Annotated in this window: 14 protein-coding genes and 1 pseudogene; 10 read left to right on the top strand and 5 right to left on the bottom strand. The window is 60.2% G+C overall.

The features are described from left to right. Positions 1–165: 165 nt before the first annotated feature. A complete protein-coding gene (locus QKE52_RS03590; RefSeq protein WP_347948166.1) occupies positions 166–1,743 on the top strand; it encodes an ABC transporter substrate-binding protein in 1,578 nt (525 codons plus the stop codon). 47 nt (positions 1,744–1,790) lie between these two features. Beyond that, positions 1,791–2,189, top strand: coding sequence for a low molecular weight phosphatase family protein (locus QKE52_RS03585; RefSeq protein WP_347948165.1), 399 nt, complete (start codon positions 1,791–1,793; stop codon positions 2,187–2,189). A gap of 150 nt (positions 2,190–2,339) precedes the next feature. Here the strand turns inward: QKE52_RS03585 and QKE52_RS03580 are convergent. The 5 genes and pseudogenes from QKE52_RS03580 to QKE52_RS03560 form a co-directional block, all read right to left on the bottom strand. Continuing rightward, positions 2,340–2,753 (bottom strand): annotated as a pseudogene (locus tag QKE52_RS03580) (alpha amylase C-terminal domain-containing protein); the annotation flags it as partial. Between the two features lie 64 nt (positions 2,754–2,817). Continuing rightward, positions 2,818–3,501 carry a hypothetical protein gene (locus tag QKE52_RS03575; RefSeq protein ID WP_347948164.1) on the bottom strand — a complete coding sequence of 228 codons (684 nt, stop codon included), beginning with the start codon at positions 3,499–3,501 and terminating at the stop codon, positions 2,818–2,820. A gap of 23 nt (positions 3,502–3,524) precedes the next feature. Further along, the gene (locus QKE52_RS03570; protein ID WP_347948163.1) at positions 3,525–5,399 is read right to left on the bottom strand and encodes a hypothetical protein; all 1,875 of its coding nucleotides are present in this window, start codon (positions 5,397–5,399) and stop codon (positions 3,525–3,527) included. Between the two features lie 631 nt (positions 5,400–6,030). Beyond that, on the bottom strand, positions 6,031–8,151 hold the full coding sequence (gene glgB / locus QKE52_RS03565; RefSeq protein ID WP_347948161.1) for a 1,4-alpha-glucan branching protein GlgB: 2,121 nt from the start codon (positions 8,149–8,151) through the stop codon (positions 6,031–6,033). A gap of 107 nt (positions 8,152–8,258) precedes the next feature. Then, positions 8,259–10,265 carry a maltotransferase domain-containing protein gene (locus QKE52_RS03560; protein WP_347948159.1) on the bottom strand — a complete coding sequence of 669 codons (2,007 nt, stop codon included), beginning with the start codon at positions 10,263–10,265 and terminating at the stop codon, positions 8,259–8,261. A 57-nt stretch (positions 10,266–10,322) separates the two neighbouring features. On the opposite strand from QKE52_RS03560, the gene QKE52_RS03555 reads away from it, so the two are divergent. From QKE52_RS03555 to QKE52_RS03520, 8 genes are all read left to right on the top strand, one after another. Beyond that, a complete protein-coding gene (locus tag QKE52_RS03555; RefSeq protein WP_144013521.1) occupies positions 10,323–11,171 on the top strand; it encodes an ABC transporter ATP-binding protein in 849 nt (282 codons plus the stop codon). 95 nt (positions 11,172–11,266) lie between these two features. Further along, positions 11,267–12,094 (top strand): NUDIX domain-containing protein, encoded by an 828-nt coding sequence (locus QKE52_RS03550; RefSeq protein ID WP_049154926.1) that lies wholly within the window; start codon positions 11,267–11,269, stop codon positions 12,092–12,094. 42 nt (positions 12,095–12,136) lie between these two features. Further along, positions 12,137–13,288 (top strand): SAM-dependent methyltransferase, encoded by a 1,152-nt coding sequence (locus tag QKE52_RS03545; protein WP_347948158.1) that lies wholly within the window; start codon positions 12,137–12,139, stop codon positions 13,286–13,288. A 34-nt stretch (positions 13,289–13,322) separates the two neighbouring features. After that, complete coding sequence (locus QKE52_RS03540) at positions 13,323–14,123, top strand: electron transfer flavoprotein subunit beta/FixA family protein (RefSeq protein ID WP_049154930.1); 801 nt, start codon at positions 13,323–13,325, stop codon at positions 14,121–14,123. 12 nt (positions 14,124–14,135) lie between these two features. Next, the gene (locus QKE52_RS03535; RefSeq protein ID WP_347948156.1) at positions 14,136–15,095 is read left to right on the top strand and encodes an electron transfer flavoprotein subunit alpha/FixB family protein; all 960 of its coding nucleotides are present in this window, start codon (positions 14,136–14,138) and stop codon (positions 15,093–15,095) included. Continuing rightward, on the top strand, positions 15,095–16,219 hold the full coding sequence (locus QKE52_RS03530; RefSeq protein ID WP_347948155.1) for a cysteine desulfurase family protein: 1,125 nt from the start codon (positions 15,095–15,097) through the stop codon (positions 16,217–16,219). The genes QKE52_RS03535 and QKE52_RS03530 overlap by 1 nt, the downstream gene beginning before the upstream one ends. Positions 16,220–16,309: 90 nt before the next feature. Continuing rightward, entirely contained in the window at positions 16,310–17,563 is a 1,254-nt protein-coding gene (locus tag QKE52_RS03525) for an alpha/beta hydrolase-fold protein (RefSeq protein WP_347948153.1), read from the top strand. Next, entirely contained in the window at positions 17,544–19,988 is a 2,445-nt protein-coding gene (locus QKE52_RS03520) for a DUF2156 domain-containing protein (protein WP_347948152.1), read from the top strand. Before QKE52_RS03525 ends, QKE52_RS03520 begins: the two co-directional genes overlap by 20 nt. Positions 19,989–20,016 lie beyond the last annotated feature (28 nt).

The raw sequence follows: 20,016 nt of genomic DNA, 5'->3' as shown, positions 1-20,016 counted from the left end.
AGAGTGACCTTCCAAGACTGTCGCGGGTTGAACCCTCAGGATGACTCCGTTGAGTCCTCTCCTGAGGGTCTTTTGCGTTAAATCTATTATGTGAGTTGAAGCATGCTAAATTCCTTCTAGTGTTATCACGCACACTTGTTGTTTAACTCTTTCAGGAGGACTCTCATGCGCAAGCTCCTCGGCGTCGTCGGCGCCACCTCTCTTGCTTTTACCCTTGCCGCCTGCGGAAGCGACGGCTCCGATAGTGCTGCTGGCTCCAACTACGTTCGCGTTCTGGGCACTGAGCCGCAGCAGGGGCTCATCCCTGCGATGACGAATGAGAACGGCGGCGGACGCATCGTCGACATGCTGTTTTCCGGTTTGGTGTACTACGACGCTGACGGCAACGTGCACAACGAGATGGCCGAGTCCATTGACAAGGAAGGGGACAAGACCTACAAGGTCACGCTCAAGCCGGACCTGAAGTTCTCCGATGGTTCTGCCGTAACTGCGGCCACCTTCGTCGATACGTGGAACTACGCGGTGGCGAACGAACAGCTCAATGAGAGCTTCTTCTCCTCCATCAAGGGCTACGGTGAAGGTGTCAAGGAGATGGAGGGCCTCAAGGTCATCGATGAGCGCACCTTCACCATCGAGCTAACCCAGCCAGAAAGCGACTTTCCGAGCCGCTTAGGCTACAACGCCTACTTCCCCGTCCCTGCGGCCGCACTGGAGGATCCGCAGGCTTTCGGCGAGACCCCGGTGTCCAACGGTCCGTACAAGATCAAGGAATGGAACCACAACCAGAACCTGATCATCGAGCCGAACCCGGAGTACAAGGGTGACCGTGCAGCACAGAACGACGGCATCGAGTTTGCCTTCTACGCCGACTCCAGTGCTGCGTACATGGACCTGCTGGCGAATAACCTCGATGTGCTCGAAGCGATCCCGGCGTCCGCCTTTGGTAGCTATGAGCAGGACTTGGCAGGCCGTCAGGAAACCAAGCCGGCAGCCACCTACTTGGAAATGTCCATCCACATGGAGACCCCGCACTTTAGTGGGGAAGAAGGCACGCTGCGCCGCAAGGCAATCTCGATGGCTATCAACCGTGAGGAGATCGCGGAAACCATTTTCCACGGCACCCGCACTCCGGCCCGCGAGTTCACCTCACCGGTGCTGAACGGATACAACGACAGCCTGCCCGGTTCGGAGAACCTGGACTATAACCCGGAGGAGGCGAAGAAGCTCTGGGCGGAGGCCGATAAGAAGTACGGTGCTTTTGAAGGCTCGTTCCCCATTAACTACAACACCGATGGCGACAACAAAGATTGGGCCGATGCCGTAGCCAACAACATCAGCAACACGCTGGGAATTCAAGCCGTGGGGAACCCCTACCCGGACTTCAAGTCCTTCCGCGATGCCTACCGCAGCGAGCGCATGGACGGCGCCTACCGCACGGCGTGGTTCGCCGACTATCCTTCCATGGGCAACTTCCTCGGGCCAAACTTCACCACGGGTGTCGCCTCTAATGACTCGAAGTACTCCAACCCGGAGTTTGATGAGCTCATCGTCAAGGCCAACGGCGCCGCAAATGAGGAGGAAGCCGCGAAGCTCTACAACCAGGCACAGGAGCTGTTGTTGCGTGACCTTCCTTCGATCCCGCTGTTCTACCCGAACGTGGTCGGCGGCTGGTCCGAGAACGTCCAGGACGTGACCTTCAACTGGAAGTCCCTGCCGGTGTACTACGCGGTGAAGAAGAACTAGCGCTCTGGTCCTACTGGCACACCGCAACACGATTACAGTAGGGTGGCATGACCTCCGTACTTTTTCTTTGTAATACCAACCGCGGTAAGTCCCAGATGGCGGCTGCCTTAGCCAGGAAGCATGCGCCCGATTGGGAGATTCACTCCGCAGGAGTAAAGACCACTGAACAGCATCGTGAGCAGGGCGTGAACGCCGAGGCGCAGGCCTCCCTTGCAAAGGTCGGCGCCGACATGGCAGGTACGCCGACGTTGATTGACCGCGACCTTGCGTCTTCAGTGGACCACGTCATCGTCGTCGGTGATGCCGACTATGACGGAGTGGCTGAGCGTTGGGAGATTGAGGACCCGTCCGTACGCGGCCTAGAGGGAGATGAGCGAATGGATGCGCTTCGCGATGACATCGATGCTCGCGTACGAGCTTTCCTTGATGTTCACGCGCAGGACTGAAAACTAAAACTGCCCGAGTTGCCAAAGATCCCCGCCGAGATCTCAAGATCTGGCCAGAACTTTGGCAACTGGGGCAGTTGTGTCTCTCAGGCCTTGCTTGCGACGAGCGTGAGCACGCGCCGAGCCAGGCTCGGCGCTAGGCCGCGCAGCTTAGCCGCGGAAGGCATACCATTGCACCGAGTTGGCCGGCAGGTGCAGCTGTACGTGGTTGCCTTCGGAGCGCACGCGCTGGGGTAGGTCGTTGCCAGCACCCTGGTAGACGGCGTCGTCTGTGTTGATGACTAGCTCCCATTCGCCGTCGCGCGGCACCCAGAGGTCATAGTTGGGAACCGAGCTGCCGGAGAAGTTGCACACCGCCAGCAGCGCGGAGCCATCCTTGCCGTAGCGCACGTAGCCGAGCATGTTGTTGTTAGCATCATCGGCCTTGACCCACTGGAAGCCGTCCTGGGTAAAGTCCTGCGTCCAGAGTGCCGGGTGCTGCTTGTACACCGCGTTGAGGTCGCGCACTAGGCGCTTGATGCCGTGGTGCCACTCGTTGCCCCAGCCCTCCAAGTTGGACCAGTCCCCGAATGGGCTGTCCAAAGGCTGTTTATGGGGTTCAAGAAGCAGTGACGCGCCCAATCGAAAGCTAAGTCAGCGGCTGCTGGTCTCCGATACTCCAGTGATAGTCAAAGGTTTTAAGCTCTGGTTGGCGCCAGTCATTTCGCTCTTCCAGATGAATCATTGTCCACACTTCATCAACGTCCGATCCGATATGACGGGCAAAGAGAACGGCCATCGAGATTTCCGTGTCGATTACGACTTCTTTCCACATCTGGTGTCTTTTCATCTCATCGTCGGAGTAGCTCACCACGCGGATGTAATGCTCAAACCCTGCTTTGGACGCCCGCGTAATAGACCGCGGATAGTGTAACCACGGTGGATTTTTAAACGTGTTACCCCAAAATTCCGGATACCGATTGTAGTAGAGAAATACGCTAGGTCCTCCAGCGCCAGAAGGTGGAGCACCTAGGTGGATTAACTGATTATTACAAGCATATGGGCCGTCGTGACTGATCTCCACGCCGTTTCTGAAGGTAATTAGTTCCGATTGAGCAGGATAAGCATCAACGTGATAGGTCGTGTAGTCAGTGAACGGTCCGTCTTCATCAGCAGTACCGTCGGGATAATAGATGCAATCGTACGAGACGTTTCTTGTGAGGTTATGTGCCATGAGCTGCTTCAGCACACCAGAGGAACACAAATCTACTATTTCTTCGCATTCAATCACTCCTTGGTTTTCGCAAAAATCATCCCACAGAAAGCTGTGCATATTTGACTCCTCCTTAATGGGGTTTACGTATGATCATCAATAGGATTGGTAAACTTACACAAATCAGCATGATGGGAATACTCGGGACAGTCGTAACGCCCGATAGCGAACCTGTACCCACCAAAGCTCTGGTTGTAGCCCCATTCAGGAACTTGAAGCGAGATACCATCTATTTCGGTAAAATAGGCTCCCGGCTTTTTAGGAATATCGTAGGTCACCTTATCTGCGTTGCTTAAGCCCGGCGCAGTTACCGTATTGGTTGACTCAGTAGCCGTATTGTCAAACCTGTAGGAATTATCTTTCCTAAGTCGGCTATTCACCTGGAAAGTGAAGCCAGGCAAATCTAAGTTTTCTACACTCACAGCTAGATCTCCATAAGCGCGCTGAATCAAGCTGTCAGAGACAGTCCAAGCAAATTCTCGAGACCATCTGGGTTCTATATTCTCGAAGGGAGAAGGCGGATCAGTTTCTCCAAAGCAGAAACTAATCTGTTTAACAGCCTTGTAATCCGATTTTCTGAACGGGCCGCTCATCGACCCAGACTCGTAAACATCGCATTCCACTCCAGTCATGCCCGTCGAATCTCTCGCGGACCATAATTCGGGGATAGGTATATTCTTGGCCACGTCCTCTACTGTGGGCATCCCAAAGTAGTCAAGGCCATTAGCTGTAATGGAAACCCCGCGGTTTGAACACATAAACTGCATTCTGTCTAGAATTCCCATTTCCTGTGAGATTCGAGAAACTGCATGTAGACATGAAAACGGCTGCCAGAAAACGTTAGGATCCCCGTAGAGGACTCCACCCTCGAAGTTCTGTTCCTGTCTTCCTTGGCTATTGATGAATACGTCACCAATCGGATATCCATAAGCACTTCTTTCGTAACCTTGTGTTGCCCAAGAAAAAAGTATGCCACCGCTGACTGAATGTGCTCCGTGTTTCGGTGTCCAGTAGATCATTCCGCCTTCGAATACGTTGTAGCGTCCAATCCCATCAGGAGTTGTTAATTCATCACTTATTGGGTAACCAAGTTCACTGTTTTGGGCGCCCATGGATTGCCACTTGTCATAGATTGCGCCCTGGATGCTGGCTTGCGATAGGGGAAGTGTATTGTGGGTGTAGACATGCCCGCCTTGGAAGTCCTGCTTATACCAAGCATTTCCCAGAGTAATATCGCTGGTAGTGGGGTACCCGAGGAAACCTCCTTCCCATCCGTGGCGCTCCCAAACTTTTGATACGGGAAGGCTAACAGTATGTGCTCCAGTTGTAGGGTGCCAATAGATAAATCCGTTGACGAATTCAGAGCGCTTCCCGACCCCATCAGGATTAGTTAACTCATTGGACTTGGGCAAAAGGAGAAAGCTGGTAGGTCCACCGATGCTGTCGTATTTCTCCTTAATCAGGCCGCAAACTTCAAAGCTTGTCGGCCAGTAGACGCTACAACCTTGACGAGCATACAAAGCCGGACTATCCGGGGCTGCAAGCTGTGCTTCCCGGATTTCTGCTTGATCAGCTTCTGATTTCTCAACTCTGGCAGGAATCTCTTCACGGTCAGAGCGCATCTGGCCAGGTATAACTTCGCTGTTGGGATTGGAGGTTGGGTGCCATTCTTCGAGCCCTTGTGGGTTAAGCTCTTCCTCTGTGGCCTGATTAACCACATAATCTTCAGCTCCCGGAGGCGTCGGAATACCCCACTGGGCAAATGGTCCATCGATTGTTGGTGCCGGCACCGCATCGCTATTCATGCCTGGTTCTTGAGATGCTTCGAGCGCCGGCTGTGACTGGGAATTTTGAGTTGAACCGGAAAAGGATGGTTGAGCTACTGCTATGCTCGACAAACTACTAATCAGAATACTTGTTAAGATAGCCGCGATTACTTTACGTGGGAGAACATTCATGACGATCCTTGGGCGAGAGTCAGAGATTGCTTATTAAGCTACCCTAAAGGGAGATGAAAGTCCGTGTTGCTGATGTGAAAAACCTCTCAATTTACAGGGGTAATCATGAAAGTCTTTACGCCCAGCCTTATATCGTTAGCTTGCGCGTGCATCGTACGAGGGTAACCTGCTCGTAGCAACTGAAGGCGATGATAGCGACTTAGCTACTCTGCAAGCAGTTCAGCTCCGGTAATCGTTGAATGAATTTTTGCTTTATGGCCCGTGATCCCGAGCCTAGATGACACTGAAGAAAACTGCATTCGATGCCACTGCATAGCAGGTTATTTAAGGAATGAATTTTGATTGACTGCGAATCACTAAGCCTCCAATTCACTTATTATGGATGGATCTTTTCGTCAGTAAGACGGGGAAGTGGTAGGCATCGCCGCTATTGATATGAAACCTTCGGCTGAGTATTGCGCCTATCAAAGGTGATAAAGGAATTAACGCCAAATTGAAACATTGGTTGTCGGCGTTCAAGCTGTACTGACAGGGGCATAGTCTGAACTCATCGGCAGGTTTGCCCCACGCAACCATTTTGGTAATTCGGGCAGTGGTGTTTCAACGGTCTTGTCACGGCGCGCCACTCAGCTTAGCCACGGAAGGCGTACCACTGCACCGAGTTGGCCGGCAGGTGCAGCTGGACGTGGTTGCCTTCGGAGCGCACGCGGTGGGCAAGGTCGTTGCCAGCGCCTTGATAGACGGCGTCGTCTGTGTTGATGACCAGCTCCCACTCGCCATCGCGCGGCACCCAGAGGTCATAGTGGGGCACCGAGCTGCCGGAGAAGTTGCACACCGCCAACAAGGCGGAGCCGTCCTTGCCGTAGCGGACGTAGCCGAGCATGTTGTTATTCGAGTCATCAGCCTTGACCCATTGGAAGCCGTCCTGTGTAAAGTCCTGGGTCCACAGGGCTGGCTGTTGCTTGTACACCGCGTTGAGGTCGCGCACCAGGCGCTTAATGCCGTGGTGCCACTCGTTGCCCCAGCCCTCCAAATTGGACCAGTCCACGGAGTGCCCCTCTGCCCATTCGGTGGTCTGGCCAAACTCCTGGCCCATGAACATTAGCTGCTTGCCCGGGTGGGAGAACATGTAGCCGTACAGCGCGCGCAGGCCCGCAGCTTTGTTCCAGTCATCGCCCGGCATGCGCTCCCACAAGGAGCCCTTGCCGTGGACCACTTCGTCGTGGCTAAACGGCAGTACGTAGCGCTCCGAATAGGCGTAGACCATGGAGAAGGTGAGCTCGCCGTGGTGGTAGCGGCGGTGAATCGGCTCGTGCTTGAAGTACTCCAGGGTGTCGTTCATCCAGCCCATGTTCCACTTCAGGCTAAAGCCCAGTCCGCCCTCATGCGTCGGGGCGGTTACGCCTGGCCAGGAGGTGGATTCCTCGGCGATGGTCAGGACGCCCGGGTGGTTACGGTTCAGCGTGGCGTTGGTCTCCTGGAGGAATTGGACTGCCTCAAGGTTTTCGCGCCCGCCGTAGATATTGGGCAGCCATTCTTCGCGGGAGTAGTCCAGGTAGAGCATGGATGCAACGGCGTCGACTCGCAGGCCATCCACGTGGAACTCCTCGGCCCAGTACAGGGCGTTAGCCACGAGGAAGTTGCGCACCTCGTTGCGACCGAAGTCGAAGACGTAGGTGCCCCAATCGGCCTGCTCACCGCGGCGCGGATCGGGGTGCTCGTAGAGTGCCTGCCCATCGAAGCGGCCCAGCGCCCATTCGTCCTTGGGGAAGTGCGCGGGAACCCAGTCAACGAAGACGCCGATGCCGGCGTTATGCAATTCGTCGATAAGCGCGCGCAGCTCATCCGGGGAGCCCCAGCGCGCGGAGGGAGCGTAGTAGCCGGAGACCTGGTAGCCCCAGGAACCGCCGAAGGGGTGCTCGGCCACGGGCAGCAGCTCCACGTGGGTAAAGCCGTGCTCAATTAGGTAAGGGATGAGCTCTTCGCGCAAGGTGTTGTAGTTAGCACCTACCTTCCAGGAGCCGACGTGGAGTTCGTAGACACTCATCGGGACATCGAGGTCCCCGGTGCGCTTGCTCATCCACTCCTCATCGCTCCACTTGAAACTGGAGCGGGCCACCACGGAGGCGGTCTCCGGCGGGGCGATGGTGCGCTTGGCCAGGGGATCAGCCTTATCGATGCGCGGAGAGTTCTTGCCGTGGACCGCAAACTTATAGCGCTCGCCTTCGCCCACACCGGGGATGAAGACCTCCCAAATGCCCGTGGAGCCAAGGCAACGCATGGGGTACTGGGTAGGGTTCCAGCCGCAGAAGTCACCGACGACGGCCACGCCCTCCGCGTTGGGCGCCCACACGGCAAACGCGGTGCCTTCGACTACGCCCATGTCGGTGGTGTAGCTCTTGAGGTTGGCACCGAGCACTTCCCACAAGCGCTCGTGGCGGCCCTCGCCGATGAGGTGCTGATCCAAGGTGCCCAGGGTAGGCAGGAAGTGGTAGCCATCCGCTACCTCGATGGCGGGCTGGCCCGGATAGGTGATGCGCAGGCGGTAGTCTGCTTCCTCTGCGAGCGGGGCCTCCCAGATATCATCCCCAACCGCGCGCATGGCGACGGTTTCAGTGGCGGTGACGAGCTCGACGGCTTCAGCACCGGGGCGGCGAGTGCGGACGGTTCCATCGTGCCAACCATAGAAATCATGGGGCGCGTGGTGGCGGCAGTGGTTGAGGCGTTCGAGGTCTGAGGCCGGGATGTTCATACAGACCAAATTACCCAAGAACACGTGCTCGCGGGGCCGAAAAGAAACCCCGCGCTACCCAGAAAGGGGGACGGAATCAGCGCGGGGCTATCTACTGGCCTGAGAGCTTAAGCGCGGTAGTCGTTCACCCGGCGCCACGCAATGCGTTCCTGCAGGTCATGGTGGGCCGGTGGGAGGATGAAGACGTGGGCGACGTCGCGCAGCGGCTCTAGGCGCACGAAGTTACGGTCGGACCACTCATAGGCGGCACCACTGATGGTGTCCTGCACCGTGAAGTGTTCACCCGGGTGGCGGCCCACGGCGGCCAAGTCCAAGAAGACCGTGGCCTCCTGTGCATTGCGCGGATCGAGGTTGACCACCACGAGCACCACATTGCCGGTAGCGGGATCGGCCTTGGAGTAGGCAATGATGGCCTCGTTATCCGTGTTGTGGAAGCGTAGCGTGCGCAGCTGCTGGAGGGCCGGGTTTTCGCGGCGGATGACGTTGAGTAGGCGAATATAGGATTCCAGGGAATCACCGGACTTCACAGCGGCCTGAAAGTCGCGCGGGCGCAGCTCGTATTTTTCCGAATCGAGGTACTCCTCGCTGCCCGGCTTGACGGCTTGGTGCTCGTAGAGCTCGAAGCCCGAGTACACGCCCCACAGCGGGGAGAGAGTCGCAGCCAAGGTAGCGCGAATGGCGAACATGGCGCGCCCGCCGGTCTGCAGAGATTCGTGGAGAATATCCGGGGTATTGACAAAGAGGTTGGGGCGGCAGATATCGGCCTGCTCCACGTGCATCTGCGCGAATTCAGTGAGCTCGTGTTTGGAGGTCTGCCACGTGAAGTAGGTATAGGACTGCGTAAATCCAGCCTTGGCCAGGCCGAACAGGCGCGGGGCGCGGGTAAAGGCCTCGGAGAGGAAGATGACCTCTGGGTGAGTCACGTGCACCTTGGAAATCAGCCAGTTCCAGAAGTTAGCCGGTTTGGTGTGGGGGTTGTCCACGCGGAAGGTGGTCACGCCAGCCTCCACCCAGATCATGACGATGCGGTAGATCTCCGCGTAGATAGCATCTGGGTCGTTATCGAAATTGAGCGGATAGATGTCCTGGTACTTCTTCGGCGGGTTCTCCGCGTAGGCGATAGTGCCATCGGCCAACACCGTGAAAAATTCCGGGTTGGTCTTGGCCCACGGGTGGTCCGGGGAGGCCTGCAGCGCTAGGTCCAGTGCTACCTCCAGGCCCAAGTCGGCGGCCTTCTTGACCAGTTCCTTGAAGTCCTCCATCGTGCCCAGCTCCGGGTGCGTGGTGGAGTGGTCCTGAATGGCCCACGGCGAGCCCACATCACCAGGCTCAGCCACCACCGAGTTGTTGCGGCCCTTGCGGTGCACTTCGCCAATGGGGTGGATGGGAGGGAAGTAGACGGTGTCGAACCCCATGGCAGCCACGCGCTCCAGTGCCTGCGCTGTGGTCTTAAACGTGCCGTGCACGGGGTTGCCCTCGTCATCCCACCCGCCGGTCGAGCGCGGGAAGAGCTCGTACCAGGAGTTGTAGAGGGCATCGCGGCGCTCTACCAGGACCTCGTGGATGTCACCTTCGACCAGCAGATGGCGCAGCGGGTGGTGGTGGAGGATCTCGGCGACCTCCTCGGAGAGCGCGGTACGCACGCGCTTGTCGACGTCCACCGTGTCATCCTTGAGCTCCTTCGACGCCTGAAAGAGCAGCTCCGCCTTATCGCTCGGGCACTGGATGGCCGCCTCCTCGAAGAGCTCGGCGCCGTGCAACAGATCGTTGCTGAGCTCCCGCGCCGATTGCCCCGCCTCCATCTTCTTGACCACCGCGTTGCGCCACGTGGACATCGGATCCGACCAGGCATCGATGCGGAAGAACCAACGCCCGGGAGTCGCCGGAGTAAACACCCCGTGGACTCGGTCCTGGTCTTCCGGGTCCACCGTCATGGTCACGGCGGAGGTGGAGGGGGATTCGGTGTTCCACACCGACAGCGTCGCGGCGACGGCATCGTGGCCCTCACGCCACACCAGCGCGGTGACAGGAACAACCTCTCCGACTACGGCCTTCGAGGCGGCATTACCGGAGAGGGAGGGGCGGACATCGTCGATACCAAGGCGTTGAGTCATGCCCATAGAATAATGCAGCTGTGTCAGTTTCACCGGGGAAGGAAGATATCGGCCACAATGGTGCGTGTGAACACTCCAGAGCAATTGAGCCAGCAAGACCCTGAACTGATGGAAACCGACGAGGATTGGTTGATTGACTTCCGCGGCGTCGAGCTACGACGCGGCGGGCGCACGCTGGTGGGCCCCGTCGATTGGCAGGTGGAGCTCGATGAGCGTTGGGTCATCATTGGCCCCAACGGCGCGGGCAAGACCTCCCTGGTGCGCATGGCCGCCGCCGAAGAATTCCCGTCCGCTGGCGTGGCTTTCCTCATGGGCGAGCGCCTGGGCAAAACGGATATGCGCGATCTGCGCGCCGCCATTGGCATCTCTTCCGCTGCCGTCCAGCACCGCATCCCGGACAACGAGCGCGTGGATGATCTCGTTGTGTCTGCTGGCTATGCGGTCCTCGGCCGCTGGCGTGAGGACTACCAAGACATGGACTTCTCCCGCGCCGACGACATTTTGGAACAAGTCGGCGCCGCGCACCTCGCAGAGCGGACCTGGGGCACGCTCTCCGAAGGTGAGAAGAAGCGCGTCATCCTCGCTCGTGCGCTCATGTCGAACCCTGAGTTGCTCATCCTGGATGAGCCCTCCGCCGGCATGGACTTGGGCGGCCGTGAGGACCTCGTGGGCTACCTCGGGGACCTAGCACTCGATGCGGATGCCCCGGCGATTGTCATGATTACCCACCACGTGGAGGAAATCCCTTACGGATTTACCCATGCGATGCTCCTGGATGAGGGTAAGGTCGTGGCCAAAGGACTCATTAACTCTGTCCTGACGTCGGAAAACCTCTCCAAGGCCTTCCACCAACCCATCCAGGTGGATCGCATCGGGGAGAGGTACTTCGCCCGACGAGTCCGCTAACCCCTAGTAGATAACTCTCAGTACAAAACCTCGGTACACACCCTCGACGTATACCTCTCGAATTCTGCCCCCAGCCTGCAGACACGGAAAGTTGCATGAGTCAGTCCATCCACGACAGCCTTGACGCCATCGACCCCGGCGAAACAACGGGCTTTAACGGGGCACGTCTGGCCGCTACTGTCCTCCTGTTGCGCGATACGGCCGAGGGGCTGCGCGTGTGGATCCAAGAACGCGTGCGCACCATGCGCAACTACCCCGGCCACGTCGTTTTTCCCGGCGGCGGGGTAGACCCGCGTGACTTCCCGCCCCGAACCTGGGACTCTGGCGAACTGTGGGCAGGCCGCTCAGTGGTGTCCATGGCACGCCGCATGGGCGTAACCAAGTACAAGGCCCACGCCCTTGTCTTCGCCGCCGCCCGGGAGCTTTTCGAGGAGGCCGGCACGCTGTTAGCCATCCGCGAGGACGGCTTGGTCTCCGACGCCTCGCGCTACCACCGCGAGCGCGAGCTGCTGGAAACCCACGAGATTTCCTTCACCGAGTTTCTTGAGCACAACGGCATGCGTGTCGACGCCGACATGCTGCTGCCTTGGTCCCGCTGGGCCGGTGAAGACAACAATCACTGGTTCGATACCTTCTTCTTCATCGGTGTGCTGCCCGAGGGCCAAGAACCCGATGGGGATACGGGCGAAGCCGATGACGCCGGCTGGTTCGACCCCCAACTGGTCCTCGACGGATGGCGCGCCGGGCTGGTCCGCCTAGCCATCCCGACGTGGGCCCAGCTCAAGCGCCTCACGTCCTATTCCAGCGTTAAAGAGGTTTTAGATGATGCCTCCTTCTCCGACTTACGCCCAATTATCGGCGACCCGCGCGATGACGAGCGCTACCGCGAATACTTCACCACTTTTCCCGTCGACCGCATTTAAGTCGGCCTCGGCCGGCCTTTAACCGATACAGAAGAATCCTGCATGAGCTACACCCTGGACGAAGTTGCCTTCCTACGTGAGAACGCTGCCGCCATCGATACCGCCGCAGCAGACCTGGAGGGGACCAAGAAGGCGCACCTGCGGGACGTCGCCAAGCTGCAGGCCCACTTTGGTGACTACGGGCGTGCCGTGGCCGAACTCATCCAAGCCCGCAGCTCCGGCAAGCTGCCGGGGCAGTGGCTCATGGACCATGACTCCGCCCAACAAGCCACTCCACCCGCAGTGGCGGCTTATCGCGCGCAGTTCCTTCAGGAACGCAACGTGGACATGGTCCACGACCTCACGTGTTCTATCGGCACCGAGGGGCAGGCTTATCGTCCCGGTGCTTATGTGGGCAGCGACCTGGACGCCTCACGCGTAGCCATGGCGCAGCACAACATTGAGCATCCCGTCTTTCGCGCAAATGCGCTGACAACAACGACGACCGCCGAAGTCTGCATCGCCGACCCTGCCCGGCGCCAAGGCGGCAACCGCATTACTCGCCTGGACCAACTTCTGCCCCCGCCAGCAGATCTGCTGGCCACCCACGGCGAGATGGCCATCAAATGCGCACCCGGCATCGACCACTCCGAATGGGAAGGCCTAGCCTGCGTAGTCAGCCTTGACGGAGGGGTGAAGGAAACCTGCCTGTACACCCCAGGCCTGGGAACAGGGAAGAGGGCAGTGGTCCTCAGTACCACGCCAGATGGAATCCACACGGACGTCATCGACGACGGCGTCGCAGAGCACGAGCTACCTGAGGCCGGCCCCATCGGCCGCTTCCTCATCGACCCCGACGGCGCCATCGTGCGCGCCGGGCTGGTGCGCCACTACGCCGCGCGGGAAGGCCTGCACCAACTGGACCCGCGCATTGCTTACCTCACCGGTGACCGCCTGCCTCACGGCACGTCCGGATTTGAATTCATCGAGATGGTCCCCATGAAGAAGCTCAAGGCGGCTATGGCGGCTCACGACGTTGGCTCGCTGGAAATCCTGGTACGCGGGCAAGACGTGAACCCGGATCAGCTGCGCAAGAAGCTCAAGTTGAAGGGGTCGACCGCCAAGACGCTCGTGGTCACACGCATTGGAACGAAGGGAGTCGCGGTGTTGTGCGGACCGCGAGTAGTATCGACCGAAGGTAATTACGCACCCTAATAGTTTCAAAATTTACGGAAGGGGAAGTGCCCACATGCCAGTCATTGTGGCTCTGGTCAAGCACGTACCGGATACGTGGTCAACCAAGACCCTCGAGGCGGACCACACGTTGGACCGCACCTCGGTGGATAACGTCATCGATGAGGTCAACGAGTACTCCGTCGAACAGGCACTGCGCCTGCGCGACGATAACGCCGACGCCGGCTATGAGGTCGTCGCACTCACCATGGGCCCGGCCGCTGCCGATGAGGCCCTGCGCAAGGCCCTGGCCATGGGCGCGGATCACGCCGTGCACGTGACTGACGACGCCCTCGCTGGCGCCGACGCCCTGGCCACCGCCTGGGTTCTTAACGCCGCCATCGACAAGGTGGCCGAGAAGTTCGGCGAGGTCCAGGTCATCACCCTGGGCAATAACTCCTCGGATGCCTCCACCGGGCTTATCGCCGGCCTGCTGGCCGAGTACCGCCAGCTGCCCGCGCTCACGGAACTCAAGGCAGCCTCCCTGGCCGGTGCCACTGCCACCGGTACCCGTGAGGATGTCCACGGCCACTGGGAACTCAGCGCCAACCTGCCGGCCATCCTGTCTTTTACCGACAAGGCCGACAAGCCGCGCTTCCCCAACTTCAAGGGCCTGATGGCCGCCAAGAAGGCTGAGGTCACCACGCTCGCCGTGGCGGATCTGGGCATCGACGGCGTGCCGTCCACCACCACGGTTACCGCCTCCGCACAGCGCCCGGCCCGTACCGCCGGTGAGGTCATCACGGATACTGATCCGGCCGTGGCCGCCGCCAAGGTCGCGGACTTCCTGGCCGCCAAGAATCTCATCGAGGGTTAAAGGAGAAAACACATGTCTCACGTTTATGTCCTAGTTGAGCACGAAGCAGAGCAGCTGAGCCCCGTTACCGGCGAGCTCATCACCGCCGCCCGCGCACTTGGTACCGTCTCCGCCGTCGTCGTGGCGAAGGATGCCGCTACCGCCGCCTCCTTTGATGCCGAGTTGGGCAACTTCGGTGCAGCCCAGGTAGTGCAGGCGACCGCCGCGGACTATGAGCAGCGCATCGTCACCCCGGAGGTCGACGCCCTGCACGCCCTCGCCGCTAATAACCCGGCGCCCATCGTGCTGGCCTCCACCCCGACCAACAACGAAATTGCCGGCCGCCTCGCGGCGCGCCTGGGCTCGGGTGCTTTGGTCAACGTCGACGGCATCAATGCCGACGGCAGCGCACACCACACCATCTTCGGCGGCTCGTACGAGACCTCCTCGACGGCTACTGGCTCCGTGGTCTACACCCTGCGCCCTGGCTCCGTGGCCGCCGAGCCGCAGCCGGTTAGCGCAGCTCCTGCTCCTTTCGAGCTGCCCGCTGCCACCGCGAAGGACGTCACCGTCACCTCCTTCACTCCGGCAGAGAAGACCGCCCGTCCGGAGCTGACCTCCGCGAAGGTCGTCGTCGCCGGCGGCCGCGGCGTGGGTGACAAGTTCGCCGACGTGGTGGAGCCGCTTGCCGACGTCCTCGGGGCCGCCGTCGGCGCCACCCGCGACGCCGTGGATGAAGGCTTCTACGACCCGGCCCACCAGGTGGGCCAGACCGGCGTGACCGTCTCCCCGAAGCTCTACATCGGCCTGGGCATTTCCGGTGCAATCCAGCACACCTCTGGCATGCAGACCTCGGAGACCATCGTCGTGGTCAACCAGGACCAGGACGAGCCCTTCTTCCAGATCGCCGACCTCGGCGTGGTGGGTGACCTCCACGAGATCGCCCCGGCCCTGGCTAAGGAGCTCGAGTCCCGCAAGGGGGCCGGCAACTAATGCCTCGCTACCTCGATTACGCAGCCACCCAGCCCATGCGCCAAAGCGCTATTGACGCTTGGGTCAATGCCTCCGGGGCCCTGAACCCGGGCTCGGCCTATGGCTCCGGGCGTAAGGCGCGATCCGTGCTGGACGACGCCCGCGAGACCGTCGCCGAGCTCCTCGGCTGCGAACCCATCGAGGTAGTCTTCACCTCCTCCGGCACGGAGGCGGATAACATTGCCATCCAGGGTCTTTTCCGTGCGGGGTCGGATACGACACCGCACATCATCTCGACCCCCATCGAGCACCCCGCCGTCCTTGAGACCGTGGAGAAGCTCCGCGCTGAGCATGGCGCCACCGTGGATCTGCTGCCGGTCGATTCCACCGGCCACATCAGCGACTTAAGCGCCCTGGATACCCCGGCCGCGGTTGCCACCTGCATGTGGGCCAACAACGAGACCGGCGCTATACAGCCGGTCGCGGACATCACTCAGCGCGCCGCCGCGCAGAACACCCCAGTGCACATCGATGCCGTGCAGGTCGCCGGTAAGCTGCCCATCAATTTCCATGAGCTGGGTGCCACCACATTGGCGGCCAGCGCCCACAAGTTTGGCGGGCCCCGCGGCATCGGCCTGCTGCTCGCACGCCGTACCCCGGAGCCTCAACCCATCGCCTTCGGCGGCGGCCAGGAGCGTGGCATCCGCCCCGGAACCGTGGACGTGGCCAGCGCGAGCGCGCTCGCCGCGGCCCTGCGCGAGTCCGTCGCGGAAATGGAGCAGGAGGACATCCGCCTGTCCGCACTTCGCGATAAGCTCAAGGCCGGCATTGAGGACAGCATCGACAACGTCATCATCAACTCCGCCGAGCCCACCCTGGCCTCCCACCTGCACGTGTCCTTCCCGGGGACGGACGGCGACAGCCTCATCATGCTGCTGGATGCCGCCGGTATCGAAGCCTCCGCCGGTTCCGCCTGCCACGCGGGAGTTAACCGCATGTCTCACGTGCTGGAAGCCATGGGCATTGACGAGGAACACGGGCGCGGCAGCCTGCGCTTCACACTGGGCCGCCTCACCACCGAAGAGGACATCAACGTGGTCCTGGCAGAGCTTCCGGAGATCATCCGCCGCGCCCGTTCGGTCTAGCGCGCGCATCCGATCAAAATCACAGTCATCCGGACATATTCACAGATAGTCCACAGCGCTTTCGACTCGGCGTGGGTCTATGTTTAATCCGTGAATAACTTCATCCAGTCCGTACTGGGCTTGCCGCTGACTGACCCCGTGAACGGCGGGATCTACATTGCTATCTTGGTCATCAGCGCGCTGCTCATTGCGTGGCGCCTGCGCAAACGCGACTTCGTGTCCTTCCTTCTCGCCGCAGTCATTGCTACCGTGGCCTACTTCGCGCTTAAGCATTGGGACGTCCCGTTCTACCTTTTCGTGGCCGGGCTCGTACCCATCGCGGCGCTTATCTCCCTCATTCACCATGCGGGCCGTCGTGTCCTTATGGCCGTGATAGCAGCATTCTCGGCACTTGCGGTGGCCGGCCTGGCCAATATGGAGTACCAGTCCTATCCGGACATCGCCTCGCTCGATCCCACGCCGGTGGCCCAGGAGATGGACTACGGCCAATTCAAGGCCATGAAGTCCGCGGATTCCGCTGCGATTGTGCACGTAGATCTCCCGGGTACCACCTCAGGATTCACTGCACGCCAGGCCACGGCCTATATCCCGCCGGCCTATTGGAGCAAGAAGGATATGAATCTTTCCGTCCTAGTCCTGCTCCACGGCAATCCGGGTGGGCCGGAGCAGTGGTTCGGCTCCGGCGAGGCGGCCGAAACCGCCGATGCCTTCCAACGCGCCAATGGGGGACTAAGCCCGATCGTCGTGGCTGTCGACGCTACCGGGAGCGAGACCGCCAACCCCATCTGCGCGGACACCTCCGTGGCCAAGGTCATGACCTACCTAACAACCGACGTGCCGACAGGAATCAAAACCGCTTTCCGTGTCGACGAGAATCAACAACATTGGACCGTCGCTGGTTTGTCATACGGCGGAACCTGCTCTCTGCAGATCCTCACCAATCATCCCGAAGCCTATGGCCAGGCAGTGGACATCTCCGGCGAGGCCGAACCCACTATTGGAAACCACGCCGCCACCGTGTCCAAGTTCTATGGTGGCGATGAAGCCGCCTACCAAGCCGCTAATCCTGCACACCTGCTGGCGACGAAAAAGTACCCCGACCACCAGGCCATCTTCATCGCCGGCAACCGCGACACTAACGCGGTGAAAGCACTCAGCCAGTTGAGTGATGCCGCCCGCGCCGCCGGCATGCGGACTTTCTACACCACCCGCCCGGGTGGGCATTCCTTCGAGGTGTGGCGCCCGGCTCTGCGCGAAACTTTCGCCTGGATCGCCCGCCAAGGTGGTTTGAAAGATGTGAACGATCCTTTTGATGGAGTCCAAGATGCAGATCTTCAGCGCTAACAACTTCCGACACCTCGCGCGGCGCATTCCGGTGACGTGGGTGTTGATCCTTCTGATGTGGGTATTGGTCATCGTGACCTACGCGGTTCCAGGGCTGGCGGGCATTACGCAAACGATCGGCCTGACCGGCCGTACCTTCGGCGCAGTTGTGGCACTCACCCTCATGGCCCTAGCTTTCGTTCTTCCTTCGGAATACCGGCTAGGTTCCCTGCGCACTCTCGCCGTTGGTATCGTCACGCAGCTCATCTCCGTTCCCTTGGCCTACGTAGCCGCCCACGGCATCGAAGAGCTCGGGCTAAACCGCTGGGGCGATGATCTTCTGAGCTCCACTGGCTTATCACCCATCGGTTTTATCGTGGGTACTGCCGGCTTCGCTTCTGCTTGGATGCCTCGCCTATGGCAGCGCCGCGTGCGTGTGAGCATTCTTGCCTTGACTCTCACCATGGCCCTGTACGGCGGTACGTTGAGCGACGTCCTCGGCGTCACCGCCTCAGTGCTTTCCATCGCGGCCGGCATTGCGTGGAGTGTCTTTGCGCCTCGCACAAATGCGCAGCGCCCCACTGCCTTCCACCGCGCCTCGGTACCTGAACGCCGCGTGCTCACCGCGCTCATCTTGGGCGTGGTAGCCATTGGCCCAGCCTTCGTGGCCCTTGACCCGCTGGCCGAAGGACCCTTCAGCCCAGTCACCCGGCTGATGTGGTCCTTCAACTCCGCTGCCTACCACGCCACTGAACTCTGCCAGGCTGGCCCCGCAAGCCAGGGGTGCTTAGCCGCCCTCGACGTTGCCCGCGTCCAAGGCGTTGGCCCGGCCATCGCCAGTTTTATGCCGCTCATCATCCAACTGGTGCTGTGCTTTGGCCTCATCCGTGGTCGCCGCCTAGCCTGGTGGCTTTCCGTCCTTACCCAGCTACTCGTCATCGCTGTTCTTCTAGCACAGCTGTGGGACTTTAGCCAAGAAGGCCTGGTGCTCTACGGCGTCAACCTAGCGGCCGTGGTCCTGCCCTGGGCCACCTGCCTCCTCGTACTAATCTGGAATCACCGCGTGTTCCACATCCACGAAAGCGCAGGTGCGCTGGGCCAGGCCGCTAGCAAAATCGCTGCTGCCTTCGCCCTCACAGCCGCTCTCTGGGGAGTCGGCGCACTACTTCTCAAGGACGGATTCGTCGAGACAGCCACTGCCGGATCGATCCTGGCCGAACTCCCGCTGCGCTACGTCCCACCAGTCGTGGCCACTCTGCTCCCGCTCGAACTTGCACCGACCACGTGGCTGACCTGGGCCCTCTACGAGTGGGTAGGCACACTGTTCTGGATGTACGCAGCGTGGGTTGCTTACCGCATGTTTGCCACGCCGGCTAACCCTGAGACCGCTGAGGCCCGCGAGCGTGCCCGCGCCATCCTGGAGCAGGGTAGCGGCGACCACCTTTCCGCCATGACTCTGTGGAAGGCGAACCGCTACTTCTTTAACGACAGCAACTACGTTGCCTACCGCGTCCACAACGGGATTGCGCTCAGTCTCGGCGAGCCGGTGGGCACTGACCCGCAGGCCACCGCAGCCGCCTTCGAAGAATTCGCCCGCGAACAGGGCTGGCGTCCAGCCTGGTACTCAGTACGGGAAAGCTTTACCCGCCCCGGCTTCCACTGCCTCGAAGTAGCCGAAGAAGCCGTCCTGGACACCTCTAACACCGAGTTCAAAGGCAAGAAATTCCAGAACATCCGCACCGCCCGCAACAAGGCCGGCAAGGAGGGAGTGACCACGCTGTGGACGGAGTGGAAGGACCTCGATCTTGCCACCCGCAACAAAATCGCCGAGCTCTCCGAAGAATGGGTCTCTGACAAAGCTCTCCCGGAGATGGGCTTTACTTTGGGCGGTGTTAACGAGCTGCGGGAGGAAGGCACCAAGCTACTGCTCGCGCTGGGGGAGGACGGCACGCTGCACGGCGTGACATCCTGGCTCCCTGTTCGCGAAAACGGCAGCGTGGTGGGCTACACCCTCGACGTCATGCGCCGCGCCGACCACGGCTTCAAGGGGGCAATCGAGCTACTCATCTCTGAAGCCATGATCATCGCCGCCGGCGAAGGCTGCGCCTGGATTTCGCTCTCCGGCGCTCCCCTGTCAGGAACACCGGAGGAGCCCGGGCTTCTCGACGCCCTCCTCACCCGCCTCGGCGAAGAAATGGAGCCCCTCTACGGCTTCCGCAGCCTGGCCGCCTCCAAACGCAAGTTCCAGCCGGAAGAGCACAAATGGTACCTAGCCTACAACGATGAGCTGGCACTGCCCGCCATTGGACTCGCCGTCGTTCACGCCTACGTGCCCGACATGCGTGCAGCCGACGCCGCCCGAGCTGTGAAGACGTGGTTGGCTGAGCGCAAGCAAGCCAAAGCGGAGCAAAGCGCAACGGAACCCAGCAAAGCAGATCCACGCTAAGACCAGTGTGTTGACAGAACCTCGTGCA

Source organism: Corynebacterium sp. c25Ua_47, from assembly GCF_039907205.1.
Classification (GTDB): domain Bacteria; phylum Actinomycetota; class Actinomycetes; order Mycobacteriales; family Mycobacteriaceae; genus Corynebacterium; species Corynebacterium hiratae.
Note: the sequence above shows the minus strand (reverse complement) of the source record. Positions and strands in the feature narration are given on the sequence as shown.

Bases quoted from the DNA above. Each gene is read 5' to 3' on its own strand.
- QKE52_RS03590 (WP_347948166.1), top strand. From the start codon at position 166: ATGCGCAAGCTCCTCGGCGTCGTCGGCGCCACCTCTCTTGCTTTTACC.
- QKE52_RS03585 (WP_347948165.1), top strand. From the start codon at position 1,791: ATGACCTCCGTACTTTTTCTTTGTAATACCAACCGCGGTAAGTCCCAG.
- QKE52_RS03575 (WP_347948164.1), bottom strand. From the start codon at position 3,501: ATGCACAGCTTTCTGTGGGATGATTTTTGCGAAAACCAAGGAGTGATT.
- QKE52_RS03570 (WP_347948163.1), bottom strand. From the start codon at position 5,399: ATGAATGTTCTCCCACGTAAAGTAATCGCGGCTATCTTAACAAGTATT.
- glgB (WP_347948161.1), bottom strand. From the start codon at position 8,151: ATGAACATCCCGGCCTCAGACCTCGAACGCCTCAACCACTGCCGCCAC.
- QKE52_RS03560 (WP_347948159.1), bottom strand. From the start codon at position 10,265: ATGACTCAACGCCTTGGTATCGACGATGTCCGCCCCTCCCTCTCCGGT.
- QKE52_RS03555 (WP_144013521.1), top strand. From the start codon at position 10,323: ATGGTGCGTGTGAACACTCCAGAGCAATTGAGCCAGCAAGACCCTGAA.
- QKE52_RS03550 (WP_049154926.1), top strand. From the start codon at position 11,267: ATGAGTCAGTCCATCCACGACAGCCTTGACGCCATCGACCCCGGCGAA.
- QKE52_RS03545 (WP_347948158.1), top strand. From the start codon at position 12,137: ATGAGCTACACCCTGGACGAAGTTGCCTTCCTACGTGAGAACGCTGCC.
- QKE52_RS03540 (WP_049154930.1), top strand. From the start codon at position 13,323: ATGCCAGTCATTGTGGCTCTGGTCAAGCACGTACCGGATACGTGGTCA.
- QKE52_RS03535 (WP_347948156.1), top strand. From the start codon at position 14,136: ATGTCTCACGTTTATGTCCTAGTTGAGCACGAAGCAGAGCAGCTGAGC.
- QKE52_RS03530 (WP_347948155.1), top strand. From the start codon at position 15,095: ATGCCTCGCTACCTCGATTACGCAGCCACCCAGCCCATGCGCCAAAGC.
- QKE52_RS03520 (WP_347948152.1), top strand. From the start codon at position 17,544: ATGCAGATCTTCAGCGCTAACAACTTCCGACACCTCGCGCGGCGCATT.